This window comes from Methylobacterium sp. Leaf117 (assembly GCF_001422985.1).
Taxonomy (GTDB): Bacteria; Pseudomonadota; Alphaproteobacteria; order Rhizobiales; family Beijerinckiaceae; genus Methylobacterium.
This window is the reverse complement of sequence record NZ_LMNL01000023.1, coordinates 253,441-272,619: the sequence shown is the minus strand read 5'-3', so window position 1 is coordinate 272,619 and position 19,179 is coordinate 253,441. Positions and strand designations below refer to the sequence as shown.

Sequence of the window (19,179 nt, the reverse complement as noted above, 5' to 3'; positions counted from 1 at the left end):
CGTTCGGGCAAATGATCCATCCGTGACCCGACCCCCGCGTCCTCCCGTGTCCCTTCGCTCTCCCGCGCCCCTGCGCCGCTCGCTGTTCCAGGCCGGCGCATCGCTGCGCTTCGCGGTGGCCTTCGCCCTGAGCCTGCTGCTCTGGGGCGCCATCCTGTGGGCTTCGCGATGAGGTGCCGATGAGCTGCGACGTTCCCGGCGCCATCGCGCTCCGCGGGTTGACCCTCGGCTACGACCGTCACCCCGCCGTCCACCACCTCGAGGGAATCATCCCGCCCGGCGCCCTCCTGGCGCTGGTCGGGCCGAACGGTGCCGGCAAGTCCACGCTCCTGAAGGGCATAGCCGGCGAGATCCCGTGCCTGGAGGGCCGGATCGAACGGCCAGGGCTGGATGAGGCCATCGCCTACCTGCCGCAGGCCGCCGAGATCGATCGCAGCTTTCCGCTCAGCGTCCTCGATCTCGTGGCGATGGGATTGTGGCGTCGTCTCGGACCCTGGCGCAGCGCGCGGCGCCACCAGTCGACCCTGCTGGAGGCGCTCGCCACCGTGGGCCTCGCGGGTTTCGAGAAGCGCCTGATCGGCACCCTGTCGGGTGGCCAGTTCCAGCGCGCCCTGTTCGCCCGCCTGATCGTGCAGGAGGCTCGCGTGCTCCTCCTCGACGAGCCCTTCACCGGCGTCGACGGGCGAACCACCGCCGACCTCCTCGGCCTCATCGGCATCTGGCACGGACAGGGCAGGACCATCGTGGCGGCCCTGCACGATCTCGGACAGGTGCGGAGCCACTTTCCGCACAGCCTGCTGCTCGCGCGCGAGGCTGTCGCCTGGGGACCGACCGAACGGGTGCTGACGGCCCCGAACCTCGCGCGCGCCCAGAGCCTGTCGGAGGCCTGGGACGAGGATGCGGCGGTCTGCGCCGGGCACGATGCGGGCGGGACCGAACCGGCCCATCGACACGACCATGCGGGTCCGCACGACCATTCCGGACACCCTTCTTCCGCGCACGACCACCACGGGCACGCCGCGTGATCGACCTGCTGTTCGGCCCCTTTCTCGAATTCGGCTTCATGCGCCGGGCGCTCGTCGGCTGCCTCGCGCTGTCGCTCTCGGCCCCGCCGGTCGGCGTCTTCCTGATGCTGCGGCGCATGAGCCTGATGAGCGACGCCATGAGCCATGCCATCCTGCCCGGGGCGGCCGTGGGCTTTCTCGTGGCCGGACTGTCCCTGCCGGCCATGACCCTGGGCGGCCTCGCGGCCGGCCTCGCGGTGGCGCTGATGGCCGGCTTCGTGACCCGCTCCACGGTGATCAAGGAGGATGCGAGCCTTGCGGCCTTCTACCTGATGTCGCTCGCGGGCGGCGTCCTCCTGGTGTCGTTGCGCGGATCGCAGATCGACCTCCTGCACATCCTGTTCGGCAGCGTCCTGGCCCTGGACGATCCGGCCCTGTGGCTGCTCGGGGGCATCGCCACCGTGACCCTGTTCGGCCTGGCGGCCCTCTACCGGCCGCTGGTGATGGAATGCGTCGACCCGCTGTTCCTGCGCACGGTCAGCCGGGCCGGCGGGCCGGTGCATTACGCCTTCCTCGGCCTTGTGGTGATGAACCTCGTCGGCGGATTCCAGGCCCTGGGGACCCTGCTAGCCGTGGGGCTGATGCTGCTCCCCGCCATCGCGGCCCGGTTCTGGGCGGCCGACCTGTCCGGGATGATCCCGGTCTCGGTGCTGATGGCGATCCTGTCGAGCGTGATCGGGCTCAACGTCTCCTACCAGGCCGACGTGCCCACCGGACCGGCGATCGTGCTGGCGGCCGGGGCGCTCTATCTGGGGTCGATGCTGGTGGGACGCCGCGGCGGCCTAGTCTGGCGGCTGTTCCGCGCCCGGCACCTCGAAGCCTGACGGCGCGAGGCGCCACGGAGGGCCCCCTGGTGTGGGAAGCGCCGCCGGCGGGGGCAGGCGCGGCTCAGAGGTTGAGCAGGCTCATGATGCCGGAGATGATGGCGTAGACGAAGCCGGCATTGAGGAGGACGCCGACCGCCCCGATGGCAAGGCCCCCCATCACCACGACGCCGTCGCGCTCGACGAGGCCGAGGCCGACAAGACAGATGGCGAGGCCGAGGGGAATCTGCCCGACGATCGGCGCGGCCACGATCAGCGCCAGCGACAGGGTGAGGAGCAGGAGGCCGACGCCCCGCATGCCGAGGCCGGTTTCGAACAGGCTCATGCGCGGACGGGACCAGTGCTCGAGCCGGCGCAGGAGCGGCACGGCGCGGCTCGCTGCGCGCTCGACGTCCCGGCGGGCGACAGACCGGCGCAGCAGCGCCCGCGGCAGCCAGGGCGAGGCCATGCCGGCCGTGATCTGGATGGCCACCAGCAGCAGCAGCAGCCCGCAGACCAGCGGGATCGGCGGCGGCATCGGCAGGCAGTTCGGCAGCCCGAGAATGACGATGAGGAGCGCGAAGGCACGATCCTTCAGGACGGCGACGATGTCGCCGACGGTCAACCGCTCACCCTCCTGCTCGGCGAGCACGGTGAGAACCTCGGAAGTTCTGGCAGCGGGTGACAAGAATGCTCGGCCATTGGCGACTGTCCTGGGCCGGGCTGTAGCCGAGTTGGGAGCCTAGGCCAAGCGGCGCATCCGCACGCCGCGCGATGACCCTCGGGTGATTCGCCGAAACGTGACGCCGCGCCGCCAAGAGCAATACAATCTCAGATTGAATAACCGAAAATCCATTTCCGTGAGGTACGAAGATTGGGTCGGAAGCGGCCGGGCCTGTTTCGAATCGTCACGATACTTTCTTATAACCTGAAAATTCCAAGCCTGTTCTTGATTTCCATTAAATTGAGTCAAACACTACCGGCTTCGTATACCATGAAGCAGGCAGGCGGTGCGTGTGCGCGCGGGGCTTTTGGGCGGAGCCAACCGCTGGATGGGACCCGTCGCGGGCCTCGCCGGTCTGGTTGCATCCGCGCCGACCGCGCCGGTTCGCGGGGCGGAGTTCGCCGGTCCGTCCCCGGCATCGGTTCTTCTCTTCGGGAGCCTGGAGGCCGGGCCCTCCGTCTTCGTCACGACAGGCGCCAAGGCGGCGCTGGATCGGATCGACCGGGAGGGGTTCGTCGCCCTGGCCAGTGTGGGCGGTGGTCAGCGTCGGGAAACGGCAGGCATCCGCGCCACCACCATCGGAGCGGTCGTGTTCGGCTATCAATGGTTCGCCGATTGGGGCGTGGTCGCACTCTACGCGGGACCGGAAGGCACGGCGGACGTGATCTATGGCTGCGGCTGCCTGCGGGCGCTGCCGCCCCGCTTCGGCCTGCGCCTGCACGGGGAGATCTGGGCGCGGCCCAGCGACGAAACTCTGTTCGTCGCCACCCTGATCCTCGGTAGTACGCGCGCCAGTGCCTGGGGCCGGGCCGCCTGGGGGTATCGGGCCTTGGGCGACTGGGTTTGGGGCGCCTATCTCGGACCGGAGGTGTCGTTCTACGGAGACGAGACCGGGTACCAGAAATGGGGTGCGGGCCTTCACGCCACCGATGTCGATCTCGGCCGGGTTCACCTCAGGCTCTCGGCCGGGCTGCAATTCGCCAGCGAGCGGCAGGATACCGGCCCCTATGTCGGGCTCACCGTCTGGTCGCCCTGGTGACGGGCGCCTCGGCGCGCCGTCGGAGGTTCGGGGAACGCGGGACCGCGAGGTCGAGGGTGCCCTGCTCGGTGGATGTCGGGCCGACCGGGGCGCCGTCACCGAGGCGATCGAGAAACCGGGACGCCTCCGCGACGATCGCCGCCCGCCGGGCCGCGTCCATGCGCTCAATCGCGCGGTAGGGCATCGCCAGGCGGGGGTTGTCGCCCAGACGGTCCGCGTGCCGGATGAGGAAGGCCCAGTACAGATAGTTGAACGGACAGGCCTTCGGACCGGACTTCTGGGCGACGTCGTAGGCGCAGGATCGGCAGTAATCCGACATGCGGTTGATATAGGTACCGGAGGCCGCGTAGGGCTTCGAGCCCATCACGCCGCCATCGGCCCACAGCACCATGCCGTGGACGTTGGGCAACTCGACCCACTCGTAGGCATCCGCGTAGACCACGAGGTACCATTCCTCGATCTGGGCCGGCGCGATCCCGGCGAGGAGGGCGAAGTTGCCCGTCACCATCAGGCGCTGGATGTGGTGGGCATAGGCGTGGGTCCGGGTGGCGTCGATGCACTGCGACAGGCAGTTCATCTCGGTCTCGCCGGACCAGTAGAACCACGGCAGATCGCGGCTCGCCGCGAGGGCGTTCGAGGTCGCGTAATCCGGCATCCGCGCCCAGTAGAGCCCGCGCACGTATTCGCGCCAGCCGAGGATCTGCCGGATGAAGCCCTCGACGCAGTGAAGCGGCGCCGCACCCGTCCGATAGGCACGCTCCGCTGCCCGGCAGACTTCGCCCGGCGTGAGCAGGCCGGCATTGAGCGCAGCCCCGATCAGCGCGTGATACAGGAAAGGCGCGCCGCTGCGCATCGCATCCTGATAGTCGCCGAAGCGGGGAAGACAGACAGCGAGGAAGTGCTTGAAGGCCGTGAGGGCCTCGCCGCGCGTGACCGGCCAGGCGAAGGCGTCGGTTGTGCCGAAATGATCCGGGAATTCGGCCTCTACCAGGGCGATCACCTCCCGGGTCACGGCATCGGGCGGGAAGCCGAGGCGTTCCGGCAGGATGTGGCCCTTCGGCAGCCCCTTGCGGTTTTCCGGGTCGAAGTTCCAGCGCCCCCCGACAGGCTCGGCCCCATCCATGAGCAGGCCGGTACGCCGGCGCATGCCGCGGTAGAACGTCTCCATGCGCAGGCTGCGGCGATCGCCCGCCCAGGCGGCGAACTCCGCCCGGGGACACAGGAAACGGTTGTCGTCGCGGATCTCCACCGGCAGGCCGAGATCGTCGCGCCAGGCCTGCATCATCTCCCAGACCCGCCACTCCCCCGGTTCGGTCACGACGATCCGGTCCGGGGCGTGGCGTGCGATCGCCCGCTCCAGCTCCCCGGTGAAGCTGCCGGTGTTGCCGGGCGCATCGAGCCGGACGTAGTCGACGGCGATCCCCTCCCCGTCCAACTCCGCCGCGAAGTGGCGCATGGCCGAGAACAGGAAGGCGATCTTCTGCTTGTGGTGGCGCACATAGGTCGCCTCGGCGCGGACCTCGACCATCAGGACGATGTCGTGGTCCGGGTCGAGATCCGTCAGGGTGGCGATGCGACGGGTGAGCTGGTCGCCGAGCAGGAGCCTGAGGGTGCGGATGGCGATCAGCCCTCGCCGCGCGCGGCCGGGCGCGCGGCGACCGGATTCGACATCCCGACCGGCGCCGTGTCACCCGTCGCGTCGGCGACCTGGTCCCGCCGCAGAGGCGCTTCCAGCCTGGCTACTCTCAACTTCGACGCTCCCAATTCGCCGCCGATCGGGTAGGTATGGCGAAAGCCGGTGACGGGGAGCCGTCGTCGCGCGGGATCGACCGATCCGTGACGTCGCAGGACCGCCGAGGGGCCCATGAAGTTCGCCTTTGCCGGCATCGATTTCCTCGGCGGCGTGTTCGAGGCCTTGATCGGGGCCGGCTGGACGCCGATCAAGCTGTTCACCCGCCCCTGCGACGGGCTGTACGATCACAACGAGGCGGTCGTGGCGAGCGCTCGCCGCCACCGCATTCCGATACAGCTCTCGCGGTTGAAGCCCGAGGATCTTGCCGCGCTGGCGGACGCGCAGGGGCGCGACTGGGCGCTGGTGGTCGCCGGCTATCCCTGGATGATCAGGGGCTGGCGGGGTTCTGCCGCCTACGGGCTCAACTTTCATCCGTCGCCGCTTCCGATGGGCCGGGGACCCTATCCGCTGTTCAAGGCGATCAGCGACGCCCAGTCCGAATGGGGCGTCACCGCCCATGTGCTCGCCGAGGAGGGTTTCGACACGGGCGACATCCTGGCCCAGGAACGCTTTCCCCTCGGCCCCCTGGAATCGCACGAGACCCTGCTGGCCAAGTGCCAGATGGCAGCGAGCCGCATCGCCTCCGGTCCCATCGCGCGCGATCTGCCGGCCCTCTGGAAGGCGCCCGTGCCCCAGGGCACCGGCTCGTACTGGCCGCGAGTGACGGATGCGGATCGGACCCTGGATTTTCGCACCGAGGTCGACGCGATCCTCCGCCGGGTACGGGCCTTCGGCACTATCGAGACGATCGCGCGGATCGGCGAGAGCCGGGTCTACGTGGCGGCGGCGGAGGGCTGGCGCGAGGCGCACCGCCACCCGCCCGGAACCGTGGTGCAGCGCTATCGCCGCCACGTCGTCGTCGCCGCCCGCGACGGCTTCATCCAGCTCAATCGCTGGAGCCCCGTCCCGGCGACGGAGGTCGGGCATCTCGGGCGATAGGCATGCGACACCGGCTCTTCAGAGCGCAAGGCCGCGCACGCTCCGCCCATGGACCAGTGCAAGGATCAGCACACCGTCCGGGATTTCCTCATAGAGGATGACATGGCTCTCGAACTCATGTCGCCGTACGCCTTCCGCGAGCCGATGGGCGGGACGTCCCAAGGCCTGGATTGTCGGCGAGGAGGCGAAAGCAGCGATCAAGGCCTGTTCGATAGCGCTGGGCCTGAACGTCCCCGAAATTTTGAAGCCCGAAGACGAAGAGGTCGAGAAGATCGTCATCTGCCCTTTGCGTCAGGCGATACTCACCCACGCCTCGATCCGCGCGCCAGATCCTGTGCCTGCGCGAAGATCGCGTCGACGTCACGCGGACTGGAGCCGCTGGCCCGAGCCTCGGCGACGCTCTGGCGGAGATCATCCATCGTCATGGCCATTCCGCGCCGCTCCCGATCACGCCGGATCAGATCGGCAAGATAGGCGCTTGAACTGGCGTAGGCGCCGGTCCGGACCTGAGCGTCAACCCAATCCGTGATCGGATCGGGAAGGGAAACGGTCATGGTGGCCATCAAGCCCCCTTTTCGATCGATGCGCTGCACCCGACGATATCACGATGAAGCCGGTTGCGGCGCGAAGAATGGACCTGATCCTCATGGCGCGCATGCGCAAGAAAGCCGACCTGCCCACCAAGATCTGCGTCCAGTGCGGCAAGCCGTTCGCGTGGCGCAAGAAGTGGGAGCGCGTCTGGGACGAGGTCCGCTACTGCTCCGACCGGTGCCGGGCGGAGGCCAAGCGCGGCGCCCGCGCGGGGGAAGCCCAAAGCTGAATCCGAGAGTCTTTCGTTTTCGTTTGTCGTGTCGGGATGACCGGCTTCCGCTTGTCCCTGACACACTTCTAGCGAAGCGCGTCGAGGCCGGCGGGGGTGTCGACGTCCTGGGTCACGCCGACATCCATCGCGATCTCCAGCACGTCGGTGCGTCCGGCCAGCAGGCGCCCGGCGCCCTGGTCGCCCGTGAGGGTCGCGAGGGCGGGACCGAGCCGAGAGCGGTTGAGCAGGACCGGGTTGCCCCGCTGTCCGCCATGGACCGGCACCACGGCGGAGGGCGCCGGGTCCGCTTCGCGAAACGCCTCGGCGAGACGCGTCAGGTGTTGGGGCGTGACGCGCGGCATGTCCCCGAGAAGCACCAGGACCGCCGCGACCTCGGCCGGGAACGCGGCGAGGCCGGCCTGGAGCGAGGTCGAAAGGCCCTGCGCGTAGTCCGGGTTCATGACCGGGACGAGATCGAGCCCATCGAGGGCGGCGCCGACCCGGTCGGCATGGGCGCCGAGCACCGCAACCACCGGGCCGAGCCCCGAGCCGAGGGCAGCCTCGGCCACATGGCGCACGAGGGGCTGCCCCCCGAGGGCCTGCAGCAGCTTCGGCTCCGTCCCGAAGCGGGTCCCGCGCCCGGCGGCGAGGAGGATGAGGCCGAGGTCAGGCATCGTCCTCGGCCGGGCTGCCGCCGGAGCGGGGCTGGGGCCGGGACACGATCTCCATGAGGAGCCCGCCGACGCCGAGGCCGACGATATCCGCGCGGGTCACCGCGAGGCCGGCCAGCAGCCGGTGCAGCACCCAGTCGAAGCCGTTCTCCTTGGGCGAGCGGGCACAGCCCGGTGCGCCGATCACCGGCACCTCGGCCACCGCCCCGACCAACAGGAGGTTGCCCGGGTCGACCGGCATCCCGAGATGCTCGACCCGCCCGCCCGCCGCCTCGATCCCGGCGGGAATGACGTCGCGCCGGTCGGCGATGGCGGAGGCGCCGAACACCACGACGAGTTCGGCCCGATCCTCCGCCACCGCCGCCCGGATCGCGTCCGCCACCGCTTCGCGGCGATGCGAGACGCGGGCCTCGGCGACGAGATCCGCCCCCGTCGGGGCGAGCCGGTGGCGCAGATTGTCCAGCGTCTTGTCGATGGTCGTGGGCTTGAGCCCCGGCAGCAGCGTCGAGACCACGGCGACCCGGCGCAGGCGATAGGGCGTGACCCCCAGGGCACCTCCGGGCGCGGCCCGGCAGGCCCGCGCGAGAGCCTCGCCCGAGACCGCGTACGGAATGATCTTGACCGTGGCGACCATCTCGCCGGCCACCACCGGCTTGTGGGGAGCCAGGGTCGCCACCGTGATCGCCTCGTCGACTCCGTTGACGGCGTCGATGGCAGCCCGATCGATGCGCAGCAATCCGGCGCTCGCCGCGTGCAGGTTGCAGCGCCCGGTGAAGGGCGGCGCGCGGTCGAGATGCGGGCCGGCGAGATGCGTCGCGAGGCGCTCGGCCGCCGCATCCTCGGCCACGTCGCCGGGTTCCAGGGTGACGGCGACGAGCTCCGACAACCCCGCCGCGTCGAGACGCGCCGCATCCTCCGCGGGAATCACCCGGCCCTTCCGGAGGGTGACGTCGTGCGCCCGCACCGTGTGGGCGGCGATCAGCCCGGCGGCCTCCCGGGTAGGAACGGCGCCGAACTTCACGGGGCGTCCCCGAGGCGCGGTGCCCGCAGCGCGGCAATGATCTGGGCCAGGATGGACACCGCGATTTCGGCCGGGCTGACGGCGCCGATGTTGAGCCCGATCGGCGCCGCGATCCGGCCGATCTCGGCTTCCGAGAACCCGGCCTCGGTCAGGCGGGTGACGCGGGCCGCGTGGGTTTTGCGCGAGCCGAGGGCGCCGACGTAGAAGCAATGCGCCCGCAGGGCCGCGACCAGCGCCGGATCGTCGATTTTCGGATCGTGGGTCAGGGCCGCCACCGCGCAGTAGCGATCGAGGGGTGGAACCGGCCCCGCGAAGGCATCGTCCGGCCATTGCGCCACGAGGTCGACGCTGGGAAAGCGCTCCGGGGTCGCGAAGGCGGTGCGCGGATCGATGACCGTCACCGCGAGGTCGAGGGCCTGGGCCATCGGGACCAGGGCCTGGCTGATATGCACCGCGCCGATCACCACCAGCCGCACCGGCGGGGCCTGCACGGTGAGGAAGACGCGGCGCCCCTCGGCCTCCGCGAGGCCGCTCTTGCCGGAGGCGAGATGCCGGGCGAGCAAGTCTGCGAGCGGGTCGCCGGCGATCTCGGCCTCCCGCACCACGCGCTGGGCGCCGCCGTCGAGGTCGGTCACCAGGATGGCGGCGCGGCGGGCGGCCCGTTCGGCATTGAGAATCGCGAGGGTTTCGAGCTGCATGGCCGCGCCTCAGGCCACGGGCTCGACGAAGACGCGGATGCGCCCGCCGCAGGACAAGCCGACCCGCCAGGCGGTCTCGTCGGCAACGCCGAATTCGATCACCCGCGCCCGCCCGTCGGCAATCGCCTCAAGACCTTCGGTGATCACCGCCCCCTCGACGCAGCCGCCGGAAACCGATCCTAGGAAGTTGCCCTCGCCATCGACCACGAGATGGCTGCCCACCGGGCGCGGCGCCGACCCCCAGGTCTCGATGACGGTGGCGAGCGCCACGGCGCGGCCCTCGCGCCGCCAGGCTTCGGCGGCGCCCAGGATATCGTTGAGGAAGATATCGTTGAGGGCGATATCGTTGAGGCGGTCGGTCTCGGTGGAGAGCATGGTCCTGACGAACTCCGGCGCGCGATTGGACCCGGCAACGGGACCCCTGACCCACGAATTAAGCGCCCGCGCGGCGGGGACAATGCGGCCTCGCGAACGATCGCGCCAGGGCGTGACTTCCCGCACCGACCCGCCGGCCCTATCCTGAGTGCCGGATTCTCACCGTCACGGACCTGCCCTCCCGATGCTCAGCCCGCGCGCCCAGGTCATTTCGCGAGCGTTCGCCTTCGGGCTCGCGGCCTGGTCTGTGACAATGGCCGGGCGCGCCGAGGCCCAGGTGCGGATCGGCGTGTCGGCTCCCCTGTCCGGCCCGGATGCGGCCTTCGGCCAGGGGGTGCGGCTCGGGGCCGAGCAGGCGGTTGCCGATCTCAACAAGGCCGGAGGCGTCAACGGCCAGCGCCTCGTCCTGGTGGTCGCGGACGATGCGGGCGAGGGCAAGCAGGCCCTGGCGGTGGCCCGGCGATTCGCGACCGACCGGGTCGGCCTCGTGGTGGGCCCTTTCGGTGCCGGAGCCGCCGGTCTCGCCATGCCGGCCTACGCCGAGGCGGGCATCGTCGCGGTGACGCCCGGGACCACCGATCCAGGACTGACCGGCAAGGGTCTGTGGAACGTCTTCCGCACGGTGCCGAACGAGTCCGAGCAGGGCACCGTCGCCGGGGCCTATCTGGTCGGCCACCATTCCGGGCAGCGCATCGGCATCGTCCACGACAAGAGCCTGTTCGGACGCGGCCTCGCGGAGATCGTCAGTCGGGCCTTGAAGGCGGCCGGACAGCCGGAGGTGGCCTTCGAAACCCTGAACCGGGGCGAGCGCGACGTCTCCACCCTGGTCGCCCGCCTCAAGCGGGCGCGGGTGGAGGTGGTGTATTTCGGCGGGCTCGCGCCGGACGCGGCCGTGCTCCTGCGGGCTTTGCGCGACGCCGGGGTGAGCGCGCCCCTCGTCGGAAGTGACGGGCTCCTCGATCCGGCCTTTCCGCAGGGCGCCGGGCTGGCCGCCGAGGGCACGGTGATGACCCTGGCACCCGAGCCGCGCCGCCTGCCCGAGCCGAAGGGAGCCAAGGCACCGCGGACGGCCGAGGCGAATGCCGTTGCGGCCCAGGCCTACGCCGCCGTCGAGGTTCTGCGCCAGGGCGTCGAGGGCGCCGGCTCCGCCGACGGACAGGCGGTTGCCGCGTTCCTGCACCAGGGCCGCCCCATCCGCACGATCCTCGGCGACCTCGCCTACGACGCCAAGGGCGACCTCAAGGCCGATCCGCGCCGGCCGACCACCCTGCTGCAGGTCTGGAAGCGGACGCCCGACGGCCGGATCGACTACGCCGGCAACACCGTCACGCCGTGAGACGTCGCGTCCGTGGACCGGTGCCGGCGCGATCCGCCGTCAAGCCACCCTGAAGGATTCATCCGGCCGGCCATCCGCCCCGCCTCCCCAGCCCCGATTCCGGCGCGACATCTCCCCGTCGTGCCGAACCTTCGACCACAGCATGCCGCTTTCGTCGGCCCTCGCCTCGGGAAAAGCTTGCTTCGGAGCGGTCCGGACATTATGTCGGGGCAACGCTCGCCGGTGTTGCGCATCCGATGGGATCGGACCCGCCGCCCGCCGCGTTTTGCCGAACGGCTTCGTTTTGTGTCCCGGGTCGCCCCTTTTCAGGCCGTCCGGCTGGAGAGTGTGGATGGCGAAAGAAGAGTTGATGCAGTTCGACGGTCTCGTGATCGAGATCCTGCCGGACGCGCGCTATCGCGTGCAGCTCGACCAGGGGCACGAGATCGTGGCCTATACGGCCGGCAAGATGAAGAAGAACCGCATCAAGACTCTGGCCGGCGACCGCGTCACCGTCGAGATGTCGCCCTACGACCTGGAAAAGGGCCGTCTCGTGTTCCGGCACAAGGACGAGCGCTCCTCCGGCCCCCGTCCGCCGATGCGCGGCCAGTTCCGCCGCCGCTGATCCGACGCATCCGCGATGCCTCTCCGTTTCGAGAGGCATCGATCGACGAACGCGTATGCGTCCAGGGGCTCCGAGGCGGTGTCGAGAGCGTGCGCCTCGCCCGCTTCACGCACCGATGAACTTGATGAAGGCGGTGCCCACCCCGAACAGGGCCGGACCGACCGCCATCCTGGACAGGGCAATCCGCCAGGGTGCGAGCATCCTGTCCCACTCGCGCGTCATGGCCTCGGCCGTCAGCTTTTTTGGCTCGGCGACGAATTTTTTGCTTTCCTCGCGTGCGCGCCGGATGCGTCCGATCCGCTCCTCGAGGTCAGGCGTCAACGGTGTTGGACCCTCGCCCATCGGGATCGTCTTTCGTCGCGTGGAATCGCGTAGCTGATCCTGCCCTCCTCCCGTGAGGGATCCAGCGCGCGCGTGTGATGCGCGCGCTGGATGTTTTCCTACTTCCCGAACCGCTCGAACTTCGGGAAGCTCCGGGTCATCAGGGTACCGGCATCGGAGCGGTGCCCCATCCATTTCTCCAGGATACCCGCCTGGGCGAGCCGGGCCTCGCCGCCGGTCTCGCGCCAGGGCAGGCCCTCCGCCAGGGTGAAGATGTGAGCGTCGGTGAGCGCGGTCTGGCGGCAGCGCTGCAGGCGTACGCCCTTGCCGCGCACCATCTCGGGCAGTTCGCTCAGCGGAAAGACGAGCATCAGGCGGTCGGCGCTGCACACCGCGATGTGGTCACCGGCAGCCGGCACCAGCACGGCGGCGGTGGCCGGCGAGTCGAGGCCCATGATGCCCTTGCCCTTGCGGGTGTTGGCCACGAGCGCATCGGCCGGGGCCAGGAAGCCGCGCCCGTCGGTCGCCGCCACCAGGACCTTCCCGCCCGGTTGGTAGGGGATGGCGGCGACGATCTCGGTGCCGTCGTCGAAATCCACCATCAGGCGGATCGGATCGCCGAAACCGCGCCCGCCCGGCAGCTTGGCCGCCTCCAGGGTGAACACCTTGCCGTTCGAGGCCAGCACCAGGATCTTGGCCGTGGTCTCGCTTGGAAAGGCCAGCTTCAGGCCGTCATCGCCCTTGAAGGCGACGCCCGAGAGATCGGCGACGTGGCCCTTGAGCGCCCGGATCCAGCCCTTGTTCGAGACGATGACGGTAATCGGTTCGCGCTCCACCATGGCGGCGGTGAAGTCGATGCCGGCGGTGTCCGGCGGGTTCTCCAGGGTGGTGCGCCGGGCGCCGATCTTGGTCTCGGGTCCGAAGGTCTTCTTCACCGCGCGGATCTGCTTGGTGATGTCGGCCCATTGCAGCTTGTCGGAGCCGAGCAGCCCCTCGATCCCCTCCTTCTCCAGGGTCAGAGCGTCGAGTTCGCGCTTCATCTCCATTTCTTCGAGCTTGCGCAGGGAGCGCAAGCGCGTGTCGAGGATGGCGTTGGCCTGGATCTCGGTCAGCGCGAAGCGTTTCATCAGGGCGGGCTTCGGCTCGTCCTCCTCGCGGATGATGCGGATCACTTCGTCGAGGTCGAGATAGACGATGAGCAGGCCGCCGAGGATTTCCAGGCGGCGGTCGATCTGACCGAGACGATGGCGCGAGCGGCGCTGGAGCACGACGCGGCGGTGGTCGAGCCACTCGCGCAGCGCCTCGGCCAGGCCGATGACGCGGGGGACGAGCCCGCCCACCAGCACGTTCATGTTGAGCGAGATGCGCGATTCGAGCTCGGTGAGCCGGAACAGCGATTCCATCAGGATCACCGGATCGACGTTGCGGGCGCGCGGCTCCAGCACGATGCGGACATCCTCGGCCGATTCGTCGCGCACGTCGGCCAGCAGCGGCAGCTTGCGCTCCTGCAGCAGCTCGGCGAGCTTCTCGATCAGGCGCGCCTTCTGCACGCCGTAGGGGATCTCCGTGACCACGATGGTCCAGGTTCCGCGTCCCAGATCCTCCTTGGCCCAGCGGGCGCGCACGCGAAAACCGCCGCGCCCGGTGCGGTAGGCCTCGGTGATCGATTCGGCGCTGTCGATCAGGATGCCGCCGGTGGGGAAGTCCGGTCCCTTCACGAAGGTGAGGAGTTGGGCCGAGGTCGCCTCGGGATGACCGATCAGGTAGAGCGCCGCGTCGCACAGCTCGGCGGCGTTGTGGGGCGGGATCGAGGTCGCCATGCCGACCGCGATGCCTTGGCTGCCATTGGCCAGCAGGTTCGGGAAGGCGGCGGGGAGCACCACCGGCTCCTCCTCCTGCCCGTCGTAGTTCGGGCGGAAATCCACCGAATCGTCGTCGAGGCCTTCGAGGAGGAGGCGTGCCACCTCCGTCATCCGGGCTTCGGTGTAGCGCTGGGCGGCGGCGTTATCGCCGTCGATGTTGCCGAAATTGCCTTGTCCGTCGACCAGCGGGTAGCGCTGTGCGAAGTCCTGCGCCATGCGCACCAGAGCGTCGTAGGCTGCCGTGTCGCCGTGCGGATGGTATTTGCCGATGACGTCTCCGACGATGCGGGCGCATTTCTTGAAGGCCGAGGTCGGATCGAGCTTCAGGAGCCGCATGGCGAACAGGATGCGACGGTGGACGGGTTTGAGCCCGTCGCGGGCATCGGGCAGCGCCCGGTGCATGATCGTCGACAGCGCGTAGGCGAGGTAGCGATCCTCCAGAGCGGTCTTCAGCTCGACGCTCTCGATGCCATCGGGACTCGATGGCGGCTCGAAGGGCTGGCCCATCACGAACTCCCGGGCCTCAGACGACCCAAATCAGAACAAAACACGAACGGAATTTAGGCGTTCCGCGTGCCCAATGCAACGAAGCGCGCGCGCTCCTCCGGAGCTGGGATCGCGCGCGGCCCCCAGATGTGCTGGTCGAGGAAGTACCCCGTCAAGGTAAACCCCTCCGTAACGGCACGGGAATCGGGGGTCATCGGCGCCAAGCCCCCCGGATCGCGGGCGCGCAGGAAGTCGGGCAGCGCCAGGAGCTTGTCGCGATAGGGCTCGCCGGCCGAGGCGCTGACGGCCCGGCCGCTGCGGGGCGAGACGTAGATCAGGGCATCGTTGCCCCCCGTCGCCGCGCAGGCCGCGAGATCGAGGCCGAAGCCCAGTTCCGCCAGGAGCGCCAGTTCGAAGCGCACCATCAGGGGCGGGGCGATGTCGGGATCGTGCAGGTGGCCGATCAGGAGCCAGGCGGCCTCGAACAGTTCGGGATGCGGATCGCGCTCCGGCAGCAGCCGGAGCAGGCCGGCCAGGTGGCTGACGCCGTAGAGCGCCAGGGCCGAGCCCATCAGCCGGGCGGCGACCGACTGGACCGGCTCGATCGCGAAGGCCCCGAGGCTCCCGTCGAGGCGCGCCCGCCAGGTGGCGCGGACCCGGTTGCCGGGCTGCAGCACCGGCTGCATCCGGCGTGAGCGTCCGCCATGCACCAGCCCGAGATGGCGGCCGTGATCGCGGGTCATCAGTTCGAGGATGACGCTGGTCTCGCCCTGTCGGCGCAGGCCGAGCACCAAGCCGTCGTCAGTCCATTGCATGGGCTGTCTTACGGCGGCGATCGCCCATTGCAAACGCGACGGGATGGCACCGATTGCAAGCCTGACGTTGTTCGCGCTTTGCGGGAATGTCACTACGCTCGACCACACCCGAATCGAGGCCCCCGCCATGCCATTTCCCTGTCGACCGTCGAGCCTCGGCCCGACCCTGCTGGCGGTCCTCACCATCGTGGCTCTGGCGGGCTGCACCGCGCGCGGATCGATTCCGGTGCCCGCCGCCACCGCGCCCATACGCGAGCGCCTCGCCGCCCTGGCGCTGAGCCAGACGGAATTCGGCTCACTCTCGCTGATTCCGGTCCGGTTCATTCACAGCCGGGTCTCCGGCCCCTTCCTCGACGAGGGCCGCACCCTCTACTGCGTGTCGAGCCGGATGCGGGGGCGCAGCTTCGGCCGGTCCGAACGGCCCAAGATCGTCATCCAGGAGAAGGCAGGCGTGCTCACCGTCATCAACGAGGACAAGGAGGCCTGCGACCTCCAACGCACCGAGCCGTTCCCCGAACTCGAGACGATGTCGGTCAACAAGGGGTGAGCCAACATGGGGTGAGACGGCAACGGTTGAGCCGGCGCGTCTTGCCCTGTGGAGCGCCCGATGATTCGGTGGGGCCATGCCGGACCAGCCGCTCGCCCTGAGCCTCGACCTGATCGCCCGCGCCCACCCGCTGCCGGTGGCCGACGACGCCACCGCCCTGGCCCTGATGACCGACGCCGAGTTGGCGCCGGGCCTCGCCGCCGCCCTGGCGGCCCACCCCGCCCCGTCGGAGGGGCTCTGGGTGTTCGGCTACGGCTCCCTGATCTGGCAGCCGGAATTCGCCTATGTCGAGCGCCGCGTCGGCACCCTGCATGGCTATCACCGGCGGTTCTGCCTGTTGCAACGCCGGTTTCGCGGCAGCCCCGGCAATCCCGGCCTCGTCCTGGCCCTCGAGACCGGTGGCACATGCGAGGGCGTCGCCTTCCGACTCACCGGGGCGACGGCCGCCGAGACGCTGCTGCCGGTCTGGCGCCGGGAGATGCGGGGCAACGGCTATCTCGGATGCTGGGTGCCGGTCGCGACGGCGGCGGGGACGATCCAGGCCCTCACCTTCGTGGTCAACCGCGAGAGCGACCGCTACACCGGCCCGATCTCCGACGCGGCCATTGCCGAGCGGATCGCCGACGGAGCCGGACATCTCGGCCCCAGCGCCGAGTATCTGTTCCGCACCGTGGACGCCTGCGTGGCGGAGGGCATCCGGTGTCCGCACCTGCTGACCCTGCAGGCCCTGGTGGCCGAGCGCCTGCAGGCACGCTTGGCGTCGAACGGGCCGAACGTCTGAGGAGACGTCGAGGCGCCACAACGCCTCACTTAGATCACAACCATAAGTATCAGTTCGCCCGCTGTCGTTCCTCTACGTGCGATGAGCTTTATTGGCTCAGCGAGACATCTGTATGGTGGAACGATTTGGATCAATACTTGCTCTTCAGACTTCTTTATTTGTTTCCGGCTACGTCGATTGATCAGAGAAATTACTCTTCTGGAATACGTCGTCATGCTCGGAATTCGTTCGCGCCTCTATGCCGGCTTCGGCAGCCTGATGATCATCACCGGCGGGCTCGGGCTCACCGCCCAGTATCAGCTCGCCTCGGTGGTCGACGATTACGGCCTGAGCGCGCGGCTGGAAGAGGGCGCGCGCAACGTCTTCTCGGTCAATGGCCAGGGTGAGCGCCTGTCCGGTCTGGCCATGGAGTTCCAGGCGAACCCGAGCCCCGAGCGGGTGATCGAGATGGAGCAGGCCCGCGACGCCATGGCGGGCCTGCTGAAGCGTCAGGTCGACATCGCCCTGTCGGCCGAGCGGAAGGCCCTGTACGCGGACATGTTCGACCAGACGTCGGCCCTCAAGGACGACATCCGGAACCTCGGGCGGGCGGGGGAGCCGGTGGCGCAGAGCAAGGCGACGCTGTTCAAGACCGGCGACGAACTCACCCGGGTCAGCGGCCTCCTCATGGCGGAGGTCCGCAAGACGGGCACCGCCGCACAGATCAGCCAGGTCGCGACCCTGGAGAGCGCCGTCCTGCTGATGCGGGTCAGCAACTGGCGCTTCCTGGCCACGCGCGACCCGAACGGCCCTGCGACCTTCGCGAACAACAGCCAGAAGGTCGATCTCGCGATGAAGGCCCTCCGGGCCCTCGATCCGGACGGCGTGTTCACCCGCTCGACGAAGGCGCTCGACGAGACCGTGTCGGCCTATGTGGGCGCCTTCAACGGCGCGGTCGCCGCGCTGGAGGCGACACGAGCCGCCTATGACGACGCCTTGAAGCCGCACCTGGCGGCTTTGGGCCGGTCCGGTCTGACCGTGCGCACCAAGATCGAGGCGGCGGTGGCCGAGATCCGGGCCGCCACGGAGGCGAGCGTGAGCCGGGCGCGCCTGATCCAAATCGCGCTGATCGCCCTCGCGCTCGCCCTCGGCGGCGCGCTGGCGTTCCTGATCGCCCGCAGCATCATCGGGCCGATCGTCGGGATGACGCGGGCGATGAGCCGCCTCGCCGCGGGCGAGACCGCGGTGGCGGTGCCCTCGCAGGAAGCCGTGGACGAGATGGGCCAGATGGCCAAGGCCGTGGACGTGTTCCGTCTGAACGCGATCGCCCGCATCGCCCTGGAAGAGCAGCAGGTCGCCGAGCAATCCGCTCGCCAGCGCCGGGCCGACCGGGTCGACGCGCTCGTACAGGGCTTCGAGCAGACCATCGCGGGGGCGATCGGCATCGTCACCTCGGCCGCGACCGAACTCGACGCGACGGCGCAGTCGATGACCCAGGTGGCCGAGAGCACCAGCGGCCAAGCCGCCGCCTCCAGCGCCGCCGCGGCGGAAACCTCCGCCAACGTGCAGACCGTGGCGGCGGCCGCCGAAGAGATGGTGGCCTCCCTGCACGAGATCGAGCGGCAGGTGCAGCAATCCAGCGCCGCGGCCGGCGTCGCGGCCCGTGAGGCCGAGGCGACGGATGCCACCATGGGAACCCTGACGCAGGCCGCCGACCGGATCGGCGAGGCGGTGACGATGATCTCCAGCATCGCCGGCCAGACCAACCTGCTGGCGCTCAACGCCACCATCGAGGCGGCGCGCGCCGGCGAGGCCGGGCGCGGCTTCGCGGTGGTCGCCGCGGAGGTGAAGGAACTCGCCGGCCAGACGGCCCGGGCCACGGATCAGATCAGCGGTCAGATCGCCGCGATCCAGCAGGCGACCGCCCAGGCCGTCGCGGCGATCCGGCAGATCGGGCAGACCATCGTGTCGGTCAACACCATCGCGGAGAACATCGCCATGACGGTGGTGGAGCAGACGGCGGCGACAGGCGAGATCTCGCGCAACGCGGCGGAGGCGGCGCGCGGCACCCAGGACGTCTCGATGAACGTGGCCCGGGTCCTCGCCTCGTCCGGCGAAACCGGCACGGCCGCCCAGCAGGTCCTGATGGCGGCCGGCGAGCTCGCGACCCAATCGGTGAACGTGAAGCAGGAAGTCGAAGGATTCCTGTTGGCCATCCGGGCGGCGTGAGGAGCGGATTCGACTGATCCCCGCGCCTACCCCCCTTTGTGGGCAAAGGGTAGGCGCGGGGGCGGGTTAGGTGACCCTCAAGCTACGGAGGCCAGCGGAACCACCCCCACCTTCAACGCCTCCCCACAAGCTCGATGGATCGCGGGCAGGCCCGAGATCCGCTGGGGAGGAGGGCCGCGTCGCGCTGAGATGATTGAATACGGTCGCTGACAGAATCGGATTTACGACGTCACGGAACGGCTTCGCGCAACCGCACGCTTTTCCGCAGACGGTGGCTCGGCTCGAACCGAG

Annotated in this window: 24 protein-coding genes; 11 read left to right on the top strand and 13 right to left on the bottom strand. The window is 69.6% G+C overall.

Annotated elements, in window-relative coordinates; genetic code table 11:
* The first annotated feature begins 46 nt into the window (after positions 1 to 46).
* Genes ASF57_RS27265 through ASF57_RS12715 form a run of 3 tightly spaced genes read left to right on the top strand, consistent with a single transcriptional unit; the run spans position 47 to position 1,888 of the window.
* Positions 47 to 172 (top strand): hypothetical protein, encoded by a 126-nt coding sequence (locus ASF57_RS27265; protein ID WP_274533536.1) that lies wholly within the window; start codon positions 47 to 49, stop codon positions 170 to 172.
* 7 nt (positions 173 to 179) lie between these two features.
* Entirely contained in the window at positions 180 to 1,025 is an 846-nt protein-coding gene (locus tag ASF57_RS12720; protein ID WP_056484500.1) for an ABC transporter ATP-binding protein, read from the top strand.
* 38 nt (positions 1,026 to 1,063) lie between these two features.
* Positions 1,064 to 1,888 carry a metal ABC transporter permease gene (locus ASF57_RS12715; RefSeq protein ID WP_156376132.1) on the top strand — a complete coding sequence of 275 codons (825 nt, stop codon included), beginning with the start codon at positions 1,064 to 1,066 and terminating at the stop codon, positions 1,886 to 1,888.
* Positions 1,889 to 1,952: 64 nt separating this feature from the next.
* On the opposite strand, the gene ASF57_RS12710 is transcribed toward ASF57_RS12715, so the two are convergent.
* Positions 1,953 to 2,555 (bottom strand): exopolysaccharide biosynthesis protein, encoded by a 603-nt coding sequence (locus ASF57_RS12710; protein WP_274533535.1) that lies wholly within the window; start codon positions 2,553 to 2,555, stop codon positions 1,953 to 1,955.
* 364 nt (positions 2,556 to 2,919) lie between these two features.
* Between ASF57_RS12710 and bcsS the strand changes: the two genes are divergently transcribed.
* The gene (bcsS, locus tag ASF57_RS12705) at positions 2,920 to 3,630 is read left to right on the top strand and encodes a cellulose biosynthesis protein BcsS (protein ID WP_082503918.1); all 711 of its coding nucleotides are present in this window, start codon (positions 2,920 to 2,922) and stop codon (positions 3,628 to 3,630) included.
* On the opposite strand, the gene ASF57_RS12700 is transcribed toward bcsS, so the two are convergent.
* Both ASF57_RS12700 and ASF57_RS25770 read right to left on the bottom strand, forming a co-directional pair.
* A complete protein-coding gene (locus ASF57_RS12700; protein ID WP_082503917.1) occupies positions 3,608 to 5,248 on the bottom strand; it encodes a cryptochrome/photolyase family protein in 1,641 nt (546 codons plus the stop codon). The genes bcsS and ASF57_RS12700 overlap by 23 nt on opposite strands.
* A gap of 5 nt (positions 5,249 to 5,253) precedes the next feature.
* On the bottom strand, positions 5,254 to 5,517 hold the full coding sequence (locus ASF57_RS25770; protein ID WP_156376115.1) for a hypothetical protein: 264 nt from the start codon (positions 5,515 to 5,517) through the stop codon (positions 5,254 to 5,256).
* Here ASF57_RS25770 and ASF57_RS12695 point away from each other — a divergent pair.
* Positions 5,495 to 6,361 (top strand): formyltransferase family protein, encoded by an 867-nt coding sequence (locus tag ASF57_RS12695; RefSeq protein WP_056483822.1) that lies wholly within the window; start codon positions 5,495 to 5,497, stop codon positions 6,359 to 6,361. The two genes, ASF57_RS25770 and ASF57_RS12695, sit on opposite strands and share 23 nt — an antisense overlap.
* A gap of 18 nt (positions 6,362 to 6,379) precedes the next feature.
* Here the strand turns inward: ASF57_RS12695 and ASF57_RS27260 are convergent, their stop codons facing one another.
* From ASF57_RS27260 to ASF57_RS12685, 3 genes are read right to left on the bottom strand one after another with little or no spacing between them, the layout of a single operon-like run.
* The gene (locus tag ASF57_RS27260) at positions 6,380 to 6,523 is read right to left on the bottom strand and encodes a hypothetical protein (RefSeq protein ID WP_274533534.1); all 144 of its coding nucleotides are present in this window, start codon (positions 6,521 to 6,523) and stop codon (positions 6,380 to 6,382) included.
* Positions 6,477 to 6,776 (bottom strand): type II toxin-antitoxin system RelE/ParE family toxin, encoded by a 300-nt coding sequence (locus tag ASF57_RS27255; protein WP_274533533.1) that lies wholly within the window; start codon positions 6,774 to 6,776, stop codon positions 6,477 to 6,479. Before ASF57_RS27255 ends, ASF57_RS27260 begins: the two co-directional genes overlap by 47 nt.
* Positions 6,664 to 6,924, bottom strand: a complete 261-nt coding sequence (locus tag ASF57_RS12685) for a type II toxin-antitoxin system ParD family antitoxin (protein ID WP_056179019.1) — start codon at positions 6,922 to 6,924, stop codon at positions 6,664 to 6,666. The genes ASF57_RS27255 and ASF57_RS12685 overlap by 113 nt, the downstream gene beginning before the upstream one ends.
* A gap of 83 nt (positions 6,925 to 7,007) precedes the next feature.
* Between ASF57_RS12685 and ASF57_RS12680 the strand changes: the two genes are divergently transcribed.
* Entirely contained in the window at positions 7,008 to 7,181 is a 174-nt protein-coding gene (locus tag ASF57_RS12680; protein WP_082503960.1) for a DUF2256 domain-containing protein, read from the top strand.
* A gap of 68 nt (positions 7,182 to 7,249) precedes the next feature.
* On the opposite strand, the gene ASF57_RS12675 is transcribed toward ASF57_RS12680, so the two are convergent.
* From ASF57_RS12675 to ASF57_RS12660, 4 genes are read right to left on the bottom strand one after another with little or no spacing between them, the layout of a single operon-like run.
* Complete coding sequence (locus tag ASF57_RS12675) at positions 7,250 to 7,837, bottom strand: nucleotidyltransferase family protein (RefSeq protein ID WP_056483819.1); 588 nt, start codon at positions 7,835 to 7,837, stop codon at positions 7,250 to 7,252.
* A complete protein-coding gene (locus ASF57_RS12670; RefSeq protein WP_056483813.1) occupies positions 7,830 to 8,855 on the bottom strand; it encodes a molybdopterin-binding protein in 1,026 nt (341 codons plus the stop codon). Before ASF57_RS12670 ends, ASF57_RS12675 begins: the two co-directional genes overlap by 8 nt.
* Positions 8,852 to 9,553, bottom strand: coding sequence for an XdhC family protein (locus ASF57_RS12665; protein ID WP_056483810.1), 702 nt, complete (start codon positions 9,551 to 9,553; stop codon positions 8,852 to 8,854). The genes ASF57_RS12670 and ASF57_RS12665 overlap by 4 nt, the downstream gene beginning before the upstream one ends.
* A 9-nt stretch (positions 9,554 to 9,562) precedes the next feature.
* Positions 9,563 to 9,928, bottom strand: a complete 366-nt coding sequence (locus ASF57_RS12660; RefSeq protein WP_056483807.1) for an XdhC family protein — start codon at positions 9,926 to 9,928, stop codon at positions 9,563 to 9,565.
* Between the two features lie 184 nt (positions 9,929 to 10,112).
* On the opposite strand from ASF57_RS12660, the gene ASF57_RS12655 reads away from it, so the two are divergent.
* A complete protein-coding gene (locus ASF57_RS12655) occupies positions 10,113 to 11,264 on the top strand; it encodes a branched-chain amino acid ABC transporter substrate-binding protein (protein WP_200935861.1) in 1,152 nt (383 codons plus the stop codon).
* Between the two features lie 331 nt (positions 11,265 to 11,595).
* A complete protein-coding gene (gene infA, locus ASF57_RS12650; RefSeq protein WP_056178999.1) occupies positions 11,596 to 11,868 on the top strand; it encodes a translation initiation factor IF-1 in 273 nt (90 codons plus the stop codon).
* Positions 11,869 to 11,973: 105 nt separating this feature from the next.
* Here the strand turns inward: infA and ASF57_RS12645 are convergent, their stop codons facing one another.
* From ASF57_RS12645 to recO, 3 genes are all read right to left on the bottom strand, one after another.
* Complete coding sequence (locus ASF57_RS12645) at positions 11,974 to 12,189, bottom strand: hypothetical protein (protein WP_348528124.1); 216 nt, start codon at positions 12,187 to 12,189, stop codon at positions 11,974 to 11,976.
* A 119-nt stretch (positions 12,190 to 12,308) separates the two neighbouring features.
* Complete coding sequence (parC, locus tag ASF57_RS12640; RefSeq protein ID WP_056483801.1) at positions 12,309 to 14,558, bottom strand: DNA topoisomerase IV subunit A; 2,250 nt, start codon at positions 14,556 to 14,558, stop codon at positions 12,309 to 12,311.
* A 53-nt stretch (positions 14,559 to 14,611) separates the two neighbouring features.
* Entirely contained in the window at positions 14,612 to 15,352 is a 741-nt protein-coding gene (gene recO / locus ASF57_RS12635; RefSeq protein ID WP_056483798.1) for a DNA repair protein RecO, read from the bottom strand.
* Positions 15,353 to 15,479: 127 nt separating this feature from the next.
* On the opposite strand from recO, the gene ASF57_RS12630 reads away from it, so the two are divergent.
* The 3 genes from ASF57_RS12630 to ASF57_RS12620 all read left to right on the top strand — a co-directional run bounded on the left by ASF57_RS12630 (position 15,480) and on the right by ASF57_RS12620 (position 18,888).
* Positions 15,480 to 15,899 carry a hypothetical protein gene (locus tag ASF57_RS12630; RefSeq protein ID WP_056484488.1) on the top strand — a complete coding sequence of 140 codons (420 nt, stop codon included), beginning with the start codon at positions 15,480 to 15,482 and terminating at the stop codon, positions 15,897 to 15,899.
* 76 nt (positions 15,900 to 15,975) lie between these two features.
* Positions 15,976 to 16,680 (top strand): gamma-glutamylcyclotransferase, encoded by a 705-nt coding sequence (locus ASF57_RS12625; protein WP_056483795.1) that lies wholly within the window; start codon positions 15,976 to 15,978, stop codon positions 16,678 to 16,680.
* A 213-nt stretch (positions 16,681 to 16,893) separates the two neighbouring features.
* Positions 16,894 to 18,888 (top strand): HAMP domain-containing methyl-accepting chemotaxis protein, encoded by a 1,995-nt coding sequence (locus ASF57_RS12620; protein WP_244476924.1) that lies wholly within the window; start codon positions 16,894 to 16,896, stop codon positions 18,886 to 18,888.
* The last annotated feature ends 291 nt before the right edge of the window (positions 18,889 to 19,179 follow it).